The organism is Actinocorallia libanotica (assembly GCF_039525175.1).
Classification (GTDB): Bacteria; Actinomycetota; Actinomycetes; order Streptosporangiales; family Streptosporangiaceae; genus Actinocorallia; species Actinocorallia libanotica.
In genome coordinates this window covers 30,663-43,003 of the sequence record NZ_BAAAHH010000041.1, presented here as the reverse complement: position 1 = coordinate 43,003, position 12,341 = coordinate 30,663, and the positions used below count along the sequence as shown (strand labels likewise).

The 12,341-nt window shown below is 73.5% G+C and carries 10 protein-coding genes; 2 read left to right on the top strand and 8 right to left on the bottom strand.

Annotation, left to right across the window (positions count from 1 at the left end; translation table 11 throughout):
• The first annotated feature begins 162 nt into the window (after positions 1-162).
• A complete protein-coding gene (locus tag ABD140_RS33720; RefSeq protein ID WP_344245876.1) occupies positions 163-1,455 on the top strand; it encodes a CE1 family esterase in 1,293 nt (430 codons plus the stop codon).
• Positions 1,456-1,470: 15 nt separating this feature from the next.
• Here the strand turns inward: ABD140_RS33720 and ABD140_RS33715 are convergent, their stop codons facing one another.
• The 6 genes from ABD140_RS33715 to ABD140_RS33690 all read right to left on the bottom strand — a co-directional run bounded on the left by ABD140_RS33715 (position 1,471) and on the right by ABD140_RS33690 (position 8,815).
• On the bottom strand, positions 1,471-2,235 hold the full coding sequence (locus tag ABD140_RS33715) for a TetR/AcrR family transcriptional regulator (RefSeq protein ID WP_344245874.1): 765 nt from the start codon (positions 2,233-2,235) through the stop codon (positions 1,471-1,473).
• A gap of 202 nt (positions 2,236-2,437) precedes the next feature.
• Positions 2,438-3,592 (bottom strand): thiolase domain-containing protein, encoded by a 1,155-nt coding sequence (locus ABD140_RS33710; RefSeq protein ID WP_344245872.1) that lies wholly within the window; start codon positions 3,590-3,592, stop codon positions 2,438-2,440.
• Complete coding sequence (locus ABD140_RS33705) at positions 3,592-4,617, bottom strand: lipid-transfer protein (protein WP_344245870.1); 1,026 nt, start codon at positions 4,615-4,617, stop codon at positions 3,592-3,594. The genes ABD140_RS33710 and ABD140_RS33705 overlap by 1 nt, the downstream gene beginning before the upstream one ends.
• Positions 4,614-5,615 (bottom strand): OB-fold domain-containing protein, encoded by a 1,002-nt coding sequence (locus tag ABD140_RS33700; protein WP_344245868.1) that lies wholly within the window; start codon positions 5,613-5,615, stop codon positions 4,614-4,616. The genes ABD140_RS33705 and ABD140_RS33700 overlap by 4 nt, the downstream gene beginning before the upstream one ends.
• A 193-nt stretch (positions 5,616-5,808) precedes the next feature.
• Positions 5,809-6,783, bottom strand: a complete 975-nt coding sequence (locus ABD140_RS33695; protein ID WP_344245866.1) for an Acg family FMN-binding oxidoreductase — start codon at positions 6,781-6,783, stop codon at positions 5,809-5,811.
• Between the two features lie 175 nt (positions 6,784-6,958).
• On the bottom strand, positions 6,959-8,815 hold the full coding sequence (locus ABD140_RS33690) for a serine hydrolase domain-containing protein (protein WP_344245864.1): 1,857 nt from the start codon (positions 8,813-8,815) through the stop codon (positions 6,959-6,961).
• A 94-nt stretch (positions 8,816-8,909) separates the two neighbouring features.
• Between ABD140_RS33690 and ABD140_RS33685 the strand changes: the two genes are divergently transcribed.
• On the top strand, positions 8,910-10,673 hold the full coding sequence (locus ABD140_RS33685) for a sensor histidine kinase (protein WP_344245862.1): 1,764 nt from the start codon (positions 8,910-8,912) through the stop codon (positions 10,671-10,673).
• Here the strand turns inward: ABD140_RS33685 and ABD140_RS33680 are convergent.
• Together ABD140_RS33680 and ABD140_RS33675 are read right to left on the bottom strand one after the other, a co-directional pair.
• Positions 10,614-11,222, bottom strand: coding sequence for a response regulator transcription factor (locus ABD140_RS33680; RefSeq protein ID WP_486303353.1), 609 nt, complete (start codon positions 11,220-11,222; stop codon positions 10,614-10,616). The genes ABD140_RS33685 and ABD140_RS33680 overlap by 60 nt on opposite strands.
• Before the next feature lie 68 nt (positions 11,223-11,290).
• Complete coding sequence (locus ABD140_RS33675) at positions 11,291-12,322, bottom strand: oxygenase MpaB family protein (protein WP_344245858.1); 1,032 nt, start codon at positions 12,320-12,322, stop codon at positions 11,291-11,293.
• Between the last annotated feature and the right edge of the window lie 19 nt (positions 12,323-12,341).

Here is a 12,341-nt window from a genome sequence, read left to right as displayed (position 1 = left end):
CGACCGGCCGGCCGCGGTGCTCCCGGCCGGTCTCCCGGAGGAGCGCCGCCGTGCCGCGCGGTAGTGCGGACGGACGGATGTCCGTCCGCGCGAACGGGTCGCGCTCCGGAGATTGAGCGCTGGGCACAATACGTGCCGCGGCTGTGTTCCTACGCTGAACGCATGGCCCTCCACCCCCCGTCGCGCCTGCGCCGCAGGCGCTGGACAGCGGTCCTCGCGCTGCTGCCCGCCGCGTCCCTCTGCTTCGGGACGCCCGCCCCCGTGTCCGCCGCCGAACCCGGCGCGGACCGGATCACGCTCAATGCCGCCGGAACCCCCGCCTACCGGATCGACGCCGACGTCGTCGGCGGTGGCATCGTCGTCACCGACAACGTCAGCACCTTCGCCACCCGGAAGATCCAGGGCACCGCGACGCTCCCCGGCGCGGAAGGCGGTGAGGCGACCTTCACCGTCGACATCACCCGCGGCGTCCTTGGCCTGACCGGGACCCTGTCCCTTCAGGACCCCGGCGCCGGTGTGCAGATCTCGGCCAAGGTGACGGGCGGCGTCAAGACGCCCGCCGACGGCACCGTCACCTGGCAGGGGAACGCCACCGTCCGCCGGGGTTCGGCGTCCGAGGCGCGGAACGTCTCCCTCACCCTCCTGGACCGCTGGCCCGATCCCGGCGACCACGCCATCCGCATCACCCACGCGGGCAAGGCCCGCAACGCCGTCCTGCGGCTGCCCGACGACTACGACGGCACGCCCCGACCCGTCCTCTTCCACTTTCCGGGCCTCTTCGAGACACCCGGGATGGCCGAGTTCTACGGCCGCATGGCCGACTACGCGCAGACCCGCGGCTTCATCATGATCACGCCCGAGCACTACGGGCGGGGCTGGCAGGGCGTCCCCGCCGGGACTCCCTCCCCCGACCTGGACGACCCGGGATTCATCCGCAGGCTCCAGGACATCCTCATCACCCGGTTCAACGCCGACCCCGCGCGGCTGTACGCCTCGGGCATGAGCAACGGCGGTTTCTTCACCAGCAGGCTGGCCTGCGTCAACGAGCGCTTCGCCGCCTACGCCGCCGTCGCCGGCCAGCTCAGCGACATCCCGGCCTGCGAGCCCGGCCGCAAGGTCCCCATCGTGATGCTCCACGGCACCACCGACACCATCGTCCCCTACTCCACCGTCGCGCCCGCCGCCGCCTTCTGGGCCGGGAACAACACCTGCTCCGCCACCTCCACCGCCACGCCTCTGCCCGACAAGGACCCGAGGGACAACACCACCGTCGTCCGCCACGTCCACGACGGCTGTCCCGCCGACGCTCCGGTCGAGCTCTACGAGATCAAGGGCGGCGGGCACAACTGGCCCGGCGGCCTGCCCTTCCTGGGCCCCTTCCTGGGCGGGACGACCCATGACATCGACGCCAACGAGGTGATCTGGGACTTCGTCTCCGCCTTCCGCCTCGCCTGATCCCCCGGCCGCCGCTCACGAGGCCGGGCGGGTCCTCTCCGCACCCGCCCGGCTCTCGGCGCGGAGCAGGTCCCGGATCTCCGCGACGTTCTCGTCGCGTTGGAGCGCCACGCCGAGGAGGACGGTGGTGATCTGGTCGGGGAAGGGGAAGGTCTGCTCGATGGTGCCGCCGGTGAGGAGGAACTCGAGCCGGGGCAGCGGGCGGTCGCCGTCGACGATCATCCGGCGGATCACGCGGTCCACGCTGCGGCCGGTGGCGCGGGCGTGGTCGCCGCGGATCTGGGTGATGGCCGATCCCAGGGCGCACTCGGAGACGAGCTCGTAGGTGCGCAGGGCGGCGGAGACGCTGAAGCCCTGGCGGACGCAGAGGTCGAGGGCGGCGTTGAGGTTCTCGGCCATCGCCTCGACGCCTATGACACCGTCGACGTACTGCTTCAGGAGGCCGGGGTCCGCCACGAAGGCGCTGCGGATGTAGACGGCCCACTCGTAGAACCAGACGGCCCAGTGCTGGCCGCGGTCGACGGGGTGGGCCAGGCGGCGGACGGTCTGCTCGGCGGCGAGGGCGAACAGCTCGTCGCGCCCGGCGACGTAGTGGTACAGGCTGGAGACGGTGACGCCGAGCCGTTCGGCGACCGAGCGCATGCTGAGCTCGGCCAGGGGGATCTCGCCCGCCGCCCGGGCGATCGCGGCCCGGTCGATGCGGGCCGGCCGCCCGCCCCTGGAGGACGGCCGGGAACGGGCCGACCGTCCGTCGGCCGCAGGCGGCTGGCTCTTGGTCACGGCGCTCCGGGAGTCGGGCGGCTGTCGCCGCGGCTGTCTGGCCTCATCGTCTCACGCACGTTCCACGGCGCCTCGCCGCGCTCACCTGCCGGAAGGCCGCCGGGCCGGGGCGCGGTCACGGCTTTGACGGCCCCGTCCCACCGCTCGTCGGGCACCCCGACGACCGCGGCAGACATGGCTGTCCCCTCCAGGGTCGGGACGGTCAGCGGAGTTCAGGCTGGAGTTCGGAGCTCACCAGCCACATGGCGAAGTACTGGGCCGCGCCGCCGTAGGCGTGGCCGAGCGCGATACGGGCGCCGTCCACCTGGTGCTCGCCCGCGGTGCCGCGGACCTGGCGGGCGGCCTCCAGGCAGCGCACCAGTCCCGAGGCGCCGATGGGGTTGGAGGAGAGCACCCCGCCGGAGGGGTTGACGGGGAAGGAGCCGCCCAGTTCCGTCGCGCCGCCGTCGGTGAGCTTCCAGCCCTCGCCCTGGGCGGCGAGCAGATGGCCTTCCAGCCACATCGGCTCGTACCAGGAGAAGGGGACGTAGAGCTCGGCGCAGTCGATCTGCCGCAGCGGGTCGGTGATGCCGGCCTTGCGGTAGAGCGCCTCGGCGCAGTCGACGCCCGCCCGGGGGCGGATCGGGTCGCGGCCGGGGAAGGAGGAGTACTCGCTGCGCTTGGCGTGGGAGATGATCCAGGCGGGCTTGGAGGGACCCCTGCGGGCGGCGTCCTCCGAGGCCAGGACGACGGCCGCCGCCCCGTCGGAGGACGGGCAGGACTCCAGGAAGCGGAGGGGCTCCCAGAGCATCGGCGACTCTTTGACCTTCTCCAGGGAGATGTCGGGGATGCGCAGGTGGGCGTGCGGGTTGCGCAGCGCGTTCCGGCGGTCCTTGACCGCGACCTTCCAGCCGATGTGCTCGGGGGCGCCGGAGCGCTTGATGTAGCCGCGGATCCAGGGGGCGAAGGTGCCTCCCGCGCCCTGCCCGCCGGACCTGCCGCCCGACAGCGCCCAGGTGGCGTTGCCTTCGGACTGCTTCTCGTAGCAGACGACCAGGACGCGGTCGTAGCGGCCGGATTCGATCATGGTGGCGCCGCTGATGGCGGTGGCGGCTCCGACGGATCCGGCGGTGTGCACCCGGTGGATGGGCTTGCCGACCGCGCCCAGGGCGTCGGCGAGGGACAGCTCGGGCATCATGACGCCTTCGAGCAGGTCGGGCGCCTTGCCGATGACGACGGCGTCGATGTCGGCGAAGGTCAGTCCGGCGTCGGCGAGCGCCTCCAGGGCGGCCCAGCGCACCAGGCCCTCCAGGCTCACCTCCAGGCGTCGCCGGTAGTCGGTCTGTCCGATGCCGACCACGGCACAGGGGCGGGCCATCAGAGCTCTCCTTCCAGGACGGCGACGAGGTTCTGCTGCAGGCACGGGCCGCTGGAGGCGTGCGCCAGGCCGCGCCGCGCCTCTCCGGAGGCGATGCGCCGGGCGACCTCCACGACCCGCATCAGGCCGGTCGCCATGATCGGGTTCGCGGCGAACGGCCCGCCGGACGGGTTGATCCGGGTGTCCGCGCCGAGCCCGAGCGCGTTCCGCAGCACGATCTCCTCGGGGCTGTGCACGACCATCAGCTCGGCGACGTCGATCGGGCCGTCCGCCGCGCCCGCGTGCGCCGCGGCCGCGGCGGCCGAGGGGGAGCGGGTCAGGTCGCGCAGGCCCAGGTGGTGGGATTCGACGCGGTGGTCCATGCCGGTGATCCACACGGGCGTGTCGGTGAACTCCGCGACCCGGTCCCCGGCGACCAGCAGGACCGCCGCCGCCCCGTCGGTCGGCGTCGCGACGTCGTGGGACCGCAGCGGGTCGTTGAAGTAGGGCGCGGCCAGGAGGTCGCCGGGATCCATGCCGGGGAGGGCTCGTCCGGCCGCGGCGGCGAAGTCGGCCTCGGTCGCGATCCCGGCCTCCAGCAGGGCCCGCGCCTGGAGCCCGGCCAGCGACACCGGGTCGAGCCCGAGCGGAGCCATCGTGTACGGGTCGGTCTGGAGGCTGAAGACCTCGCGCTGGTTCCCGACCGACGGGCGGCCCGAACCGACGACCAGCGCGGTGTCCACGTCTCCGACCTGGAGCCGCAGCCACGCCTCGAACAGCGCCCACGCGCCGTCCATCTCCACGTGGCTCTCGTAGATGGGCGGCCACGCTCCCATGCCCTCGATGTTCATGACGAACACGAACGGCGAGCCCGCCAGGTAGTCGCAGCTGCCCGCCATGGTGAAGTCGACGCGGTCGACGCCGGCCGCCTGCCGCACCTCGTTCACGCAGGTCATCACCAGCGTGGCCTCGGGCCCGTGGTAGACCGGGTGCAGGGCGCTCGCCGCCGCGACGATCGCGACGGGACGCCCGGGGGAACTGGTCAAAACACGTGCTCCTCGAGTAGTGCGGAATCGACGTCGGGCTCACCGGTCGGCTCCCACCGGGCGAAGACCCCTTCCCAGCCGCCGACGGCCCAGTTGTCGAACCCGGAGGTGTCGCGCTCGTCCTCGGGCCGCCAGACCGCCTGCAGCCGCAACCCGACCCGGAACCGGGCCAGCGGGATCGACCGGACGTCCACACCGGTGATCGGCGCGCTGGCCCCGTCCAGGAGGATCGACGCCCGGATGTAGGGCTCGGTCTCCTTCTGGCCGTGGTACTGGACGGGCGTGATCTCGGTGAACGAGGTGACGGTGCCCCGGTCGGCCACCGCCGTGTCGTGCTCCTCGCCCATCGTGACGCGCTCGAGCTGGTCGTGGCCGCGCCCGGGCACGTACACCAGACCGCTCACCGGCGAGCGCTGCCCGATGATCCGGCCCGCCCGCAGTCCGTCCACGAACCGCTGCCGGTGGGGGTGCAGCGGCTGGGAGTACCGCAGCGAGATGAGGTGCGTGGTGGTCGTCACCGGTTCGGCCTCGGCCGCGGGCGAACCGCCCGGTTCCGACCCCTCGGGGACGAAGACCACATCGGTGATCGCCCCGGCGGGCTCGTCCGCGAACCGCGCCGTGACCCGCATCCCGCACGACATCAGCTCCGCCGAGCCCGCGTCGACCGCGTGCACGAACGGCGTGTCGGCCCCGTCGAGCAGGATCAGCGCGAACGCGAACGGCCGGTCGAACGGGTGCCGCGCCGTCGGCTCCCGCACCCACGTCCACACCGCCACCGAACCGCCCGGCCCCACGGGCACCAGGTCGGCCTCGACCCGGTGCCCGGTCTCCGGGTCGTACTCCACCGGCGGGCAGATCACCCTGCCGCCGATCCGCGACCCCAGCAGCCGCCCCCGGCCGAGCCCGCCGAGGAACGCCCCCACGACCGGTCCGGTCGTGCGCGTGTACGGATACTCCAGGACCGTCGACAACCCGGCCCGCTCCGGCTGTGCAGCCAAGCCCGCCCTCCGTCCGAACGATTTTGAGAAACGGTTTTTGAAACCGATTCAAAATCACACGCGGCCGCTCTCCCCGTCAAGGGGCGAAAGGGACGCGAAACGGAGAGGCCGCCGACTCGGCGTCCTGAGCCGCTCGACGGGCTCGGCGGTACGGGTGTTCGCGAGGATGGGCCGCGACGGTCGACCGCGGCGCTCAGTCGTCGGTGACCTCGGCGGCGGGCCTGCGCGTGGAGGTGAAGGCGGGACCAGTGCGCCCCAGCCGCATGATGACCTGGGGGTGGCGGCCCTGGCAGATCTCCTGGCGGATCATCTCCCGGGTCGCGGGCACCTCCAGGGCCTGGGTGTGCAGGGCCGCCGAGTAGCGGTCGGCGGCGGCGCGCAGGAGCACCCGCTCCAGCGCCTGCCCCGCGGCGATCCAGGCGGCGCGGTCGTCCCGGTCCGTCTCCAGGACCAGCACGGTCCCGGTCACCCCGGGCACCTCCTCGCCGACGTCCGTGCCCTGGTCGCGGCCCCGGCCGAAGTCGCGCTGGGCGAAGTGCGGTTCGGTGTGCTGCTGCTCCAGCGGGTAGGCGGTGTCCGGGACGCCGTCCTGCCGCCGGCTGCCGAACGCGGGACTCCAGTGGTCGAGTTCGTCCTGGTAGGCGGAGTCGAGCCGCTGGAACTGCTCGGCGGTCTCCGTCAGGGCGCCCAACGCGGTGATCTCGCGGGTGTCGGTGACCACCCGCAGGGAGGCGTTCTCCCGGCGCGCCTCCTCGACCAGGGCCGCCAGCAGGTGCCGGGGCGGGCCGCCGGAGGGGAAGGCGCCGCGGTGGGTGCGGCGCCGGCGCACCTGCTCGAACAGCCGCTCGTTGTCGGGCGCCGCCTCGGTGCGCTCCCGGACCGTCACGTCGGCCAGCAGGCCGGGCCGGTCGGGGTCGGGCAGGGTGTGCACCTGCGGCGCGAACCCGCCGGCCAGCACGGCGATCCGCAGGACCTCCAGCGCGGTCCCGCAGCTGATCGCCAGCTCGCGGCCGTCCGGGTCGGCGACCTCCAGCCGCCGGTCCGGGTCGGCGTGCAGGCTGATCCGCATCCCGTCGGGCAGCTCCTCGGTCGAGAACCGCCACGGCTGGGTGTTGTGGATCGACGGCGCCCACACCGCCGCCTCGATCGCCTCTCGCGCCGCTTCCACGGCACTCGTCACCGCCGCCATCACGCCCCCTCGGGATGGACTGCCCTTCCATTCCAGCAGCCTCCGGCTCCGCGGGACAGGGTTCCGGGAAGCGGGGGACGAAGGTCCCCGCGATCAGAGGAGAAAGGGCAGGACTTTCCCGACCTGCGGCGAGGGTCGTGGCCTCCCGGCCTCTTCAGAAGAGGAGGAGGTTGTAGGCGAAGGCGACCGCGAAGAACCCGAGGGCGGCCACCGCGATCAGGGAGTAGGCGGAGCGGAGGACGGGGGACCACCAGCGGCCGCGCCAGGCGAGCACGGCGGCGGGGAGCACGGGCGCGGCGCAGATCAGCGCGAGGGTGGCCAGGACGGGCAGGACGGCCAGCTCCGGGGAGTTCAGGGGGAGCGCCGCGCCGCTGACGTTCGGGTCCGCCATCAGGAGGGCGAAACCGCCGAGGAAGGCGGTGGCCAGGACGGCCCCGGCCCAGGCGGTGAGGGCGGCGAGCCGCGCGGGCGCCGCCGAGCGGGCTCCCCGGACCCGGCGGACGGCGGCGGTGACGGGGATGCCGAGGGCTGCCAGGAGCAGGACGAGGGCGCCGGCGGCGAACAAGGGGAGGTGCAGGGACGGGGCGTCGTACCAGGGGAGTCTCTCGTAGACCTCGCTGGGAAGCGCGGAGGAGACGAGGACGCCGTCGCCGGGGAAGGAGATGCGGGCTTGGCCGCCGCGCTCCTGGAAGAGGCCGGGGGCGACCGGGATCCAGTGCTGGGTCCACCGCTCGGGGTCCGGGGAGAGGCCGGTGGTGGTGAGGGTGCCGTCGGCGTGCGCCTCCACGGTCGGGGCTGAGAACAGGGCCGCGGCCTTCATCAGGCTGGTACGGCTGGTGCGGGCGGAACGGTAGGAGCCCGCGTAGGCGGAGACGTCCGCGGTGACCGGGGCGGGATCGGCGGCCGGTGAGGCGGGGAAGCGCCGGTCGATGATCTGGTCGAGGAGCCTCTGCGCGTCCCAGGGAGCGGCTCCGGCCGTTCCGTCGCCGTTGAAGACCACGTAGACACCGAAATCCTGGTCGGGCATGAGGGCCATGGCGCTGTGGTAGCCGGGAACGTCTCCGTCCTTGTAGAGGAGCCGGCGGCCGTTGCGCGGCCGTTCTTCGAGCACGTAGCCCATGCCGGGCATCCGGTCGTCGGCGGTGAAACGGCGCTCCTGCATCAGCTCGGCGACCGGCCCGCCCCGCAGCTGGCCGATCATGTAGCGGGCCATGTCGGCGGGGGTGACGGCGGGTCCGGTCCCCGAGGGCGTCCAGGGGGCGTACTGGCCCTTCTGCTCGGTCTGGCCGCCGTTTTCGGGCCGGTAGCCGCGGGCGAGGCGCTCTGCGACGCCGGAGGGATGCGGGAGCGCCGCGGTCGAGCCGGTCATCCCGTGGGCGGCGAACACCTGCTCGGCGACGTACCGGGCGTACGGGAGGCCTGAGGCCGTCTCGACGAGGTGTCCGGCCAGGGCGAGGGCGTAGTTGTCGTAGGCGATCCGGGAGCCGGGCGGGCGGACGCGGGGCGGCCGGCGCTCCTTGAGGCTCTCGACGAGTGAGGGGAGGTCCGCCGGGTTCTCCTCGGCCAGTCCGACGAGGTCGTCGTCGAAGCCCGCGGTGTGGGTGAGCAGGTGTTCCAGGGTCACCGGACGGCCCGGATAGGAGTCCTCGATCCGGAACGCGGTGAGATAGCGGTTGACGTCGGCGCGCAGGTCGAGCTTGCCCTCCTGGACCAGGCGCAGGGCGGCCTCAGCGGTGAAGACCTTGGCCAGCGAGCCGGTGAGGAAGGGCGTCTCGGTGTCGACCGGCCGTCCCGAGGCGACGTCGGCGAGACCGTATCCCTTGCTGAACACCGCCTTCCCGTTCGCCACGACGACCACGGCGGCGCCGGGGATCTCGTCCTCGGCCAGCAGCGCGGGCACGGCGCCGTCGATCAGCTCGGCCAGGTCGTCCGTCCCGGCGGAGGCGTGGGCGGGGAGCGGCGCCGCCTGGAGGCAGAGGGCGGCGAGGGCTGCGGCGAGCGCTTTCTTCATGCCGTTCAGCCTGGCGAAAGCGGTGCTTCCAGCATCAGTGCCCGGTAACCCGGTAGGCCGTGGAGAATGCGCGATTTGGACATATGGTGCACCCGTGGTGATCGTTCTGGTGGTGCTCGCGGGCGTCGCGTTCGATCCGCTCGATCCGGTGCCGGACCCGCCGTTCGCCCTCGTCCTGGCCCTCCAGCTGCTCCACTGCCTCACGCCCTGGCGGAAGCGCCGGACGCTGGCGGCGCAGCTCCTGCTCCTCCCCTGGGCGGGGCCCGCGGCGGCGGGCATGGTCGCGGCGTCGGCGCTGCTCCTCCTGCGCGGCGCCGCGCGCTGGTGCCTGTTCGCCGCCGTGGCCGTGACGGCGGTGCTGCTCGCGCCCGCGACGCCGTTCGAGAAGACCCTCGCGCTGCTGAACGCGGTGTGCCAGGGCCTCGTCCTGTTCGGGGTGACGCGGCTCGGCGACACCCGCGCCGCCCTCCACGCCACCCGCGCCGAACTCGCCGCCCGGACGGTCGCCGCCGAGCGCGCGCGGGCCGCCCGCGAACTGCAGACCGCCCTCGGCACCGCCCTGTCCGCGATCATCGCCCTGGCCGCCCGCGGCGACGCCGCCCGGACAGCCGAGACCTCCCGCGCCGCCGCGGCCCGGGCCCGTGCCGTCCCCGACACCCCGGGCACCCCCCTTCCCGAGCCGGACCTCACCCCCCGCCTCGCGCTGCCGATCCTCCTCGTCGTCCACGCCGGCTACCTCATGACCGCCCTCATCTACCTCGGCGGCAGCCCCGCCCCCGCCCTCCTCGCCACCGCGACCCTCGGCCTCCACCTCCACCACGCACTACCCCGCCCCCTGCCGGCGCCCCGCCAGGCGCACGTCGTCCAGTGGTTCGTTGAGCGCACGTCAGCACGCGTCGTCCGGTGGTTCGTTGAGCGCGCGTCAGCGCGCGTTCAGCCGCGGGTAGTGCGCCGTCAGGCACGCGTCGTCCGGTGGACGGCTTCGGTGCAGCTCGTGCTCGCCGTCGTCGTGCTTCTGTATCCGGGGCAGGCCTATCCGCAGCTCGCCGGGTTCGCCGTCGGTGGCTTCCTCGTGCTGGGGCGGGCCTGGTGGCCTGCGGCGGGCGTGGTCACGGCCGCGGTGGCCGTCGTCCTGGCCGCTCGCGGGTACTCTCCCGCCGAGAACCTCTACTGGACGTTCAACACCGTCGCCGTCGCCGCGATGCTCTACGGGCTGGCCACGCAGACGGCGCTGGTCTTCCGGGCGCACGAGGCGCGCCGCACGCTGGCCGCGCTCGCCGCCGCGGACGAGCGCAGGCGCATCTCCCGCGATGTCCACGACCTCCTCGGCTACGGCCTGTCCGCCATCACGGTCAAGGCGGAGCTGGCCGGGAGGCTCGCGTCGCAGGCCGCGGGGGAGCAGTTCGCGGAGATCGCGGGGATCGCGCGCCGGTCCCTGTCCGCGCTGCGCGCCATCCCCGACGAGCCGGATCCGCACCTCTCGCTCGCGGAAGAACTGCACTCGTCCCGGTCGCTTCTGGCGGCGTCGGGCGTGGAGGTCACCGTCCACCGGACGTCGGAACGGGACGATGCGCTGCTGGCGGTCGTGCTGCGCGAGGCCGTCACCAACGTGCTGCGGCACAGCTCGGCCACCCGCTGCCGTATCGAGATCACCCGAGACGGGCTCCAGATCGTCAACGATGGAGCCTCCGCGACCAGGGGAGCCGGTAGAGGCACCGCCAATCTCACCGCCCGCGTGACCGCCGCGGGCGGCACGCTCACCGCCGGGGAGAGCGGAGGCGAGTACGCGCTGACGGTTCTATATCCAGCCGTTCTCCGCGGCGATGCGGACGGCGTCGAGCCTGTTGCGGGCGTCTAGCTTCGTGACGATCGCGCCGAGGTAGTTGCGCACGGTGCCCTTGCTGAGGAACAGCTCGGCCGCGATCTCCTTGAGGTCCGCGCCCTCCCCCGCCTTGCGCAGCACCTCCGCCTCGCGAGGGCTCAGCGGGTTGGGCGGCCCGGTGATCGCCGCGGCCGCCAGATCCGGGTCGACGACGGTCTCGCCCGCCGCGACCCGCCGGATCGCCTCGGCCAGCCGGGCGGGCGGCGCGTCCTTCAGCATGAAGCCCCGTGCCCCCGCCGCCAGCGATCTGCGCAGCGTCTCGGCCCTTCCCGCCGAGGTCAGCATGAGCAGCGCGCACTGCGGCACCCGCTCCCGCAGCTCCCGCGCCGCCCCCAACCCGTCCAGCCGCCCCGGCATCCGGACGTCCAGCACCGCCACGTCGGGGCGCAGCTCGACCCCCCGGGCGACGGCGTCGTCCCCGGTGGACACCTGGCCGACGACCCGCATGTCGTCCTCCAGGTCGATCAGCGCGGCCAGCGCGCCCCGGATGAGGTGCATGTCCTCGGCCAGCAGCACTTTGATCACGGTCACCCCGGAAACGTCGCCTACGGTCTCCGCACCATCATGCCGGTGACCGGCGGCCGTCGCCGGGGTCAGGCGTCCGCCTCGACCTCCTCGCGGGTGCGCTCGGGGTCGCTGCCGAGCACGTAGGCGGGTTCGGTGTGCGGGACGGCGGTGCCGCCGGCGACCCGGGCCTGGGCCTGGCGGAACTCCGGGAGCGGGCCGGTGACGGCGTGCAGGGAGTTGAGGACGGTCCACAGGGCGCTGCGGCGGGCGCGCAGCTCTATGGGGTTGGGGCGCTGGTACATGACCATGCGGGCCGCCCACCTGGGAAGGGTGTCGCGGATGGCCCAGTCCATGAACGGGTTGTCCAGGGGACCGGTCTGGGCGCCGCGCAGGTTGGGGTCGGTGCGTTCGGCCTTGCCGGGGGTGACGGCCAGCCTGGGCAGGTAGGAGTGCAGGCAGTCGAGGGTCTCGGCCTTGGTGGCGGGCAGGTCGGTGCCGCCCAGGGCGTGGCCGACGCGCACGAACTCCCCGTAGTAGCGGTCGAGTTCGGCGCCGCGGAGCGGGCGGGGGTGGTAGCGCTCGTGCGCGGTGGCGATGCCCCAGACGACGGTGGCGTAGTTCCAGCGCAGCCATTCGGGGTCGTCGGCGTCGTAGGGGAGGCCGTCGGGGCGGGTGCCCTTGACGGTGTGGTGCATGGCGCGGACGGTGCGGGCGAGGCGTTCGGCGGTCTCGGTGGAGCCGTAGGCGGTGCCGATGAAGAACGAAAGGGAGTGCCCGAAGCGCACGGCCGCGCCCTCCGGGTCGATCTGCCCGGTGGGCCTGCCCTCGGCGTCCCTGACGACGAACCGGACGTGGTCGGCCGCCATCCAGAAGATGCTCGGGTCCAGGCCCTCGATGTAGGACGCGCACGCCAGGCCGAACGCCAGGGTCGGGAAGTGCGAGTGCACGTACCAGACGGCGCTGTCCGGCCCGAACCAGCCGGGGTCGCCTTCGGGACCGGCGAACTCGAGGCCCTTGAAGTATCGGGAGCGCACCTGGGCGTCGAAGAAGTCCTCGAACCTGGCGGCCAGCGGCCGGGTGAGCAGTTCGTGGGGCAGGGGCAGGGACGGCGGGAACATGGCGACTCCCCTTCTGGCT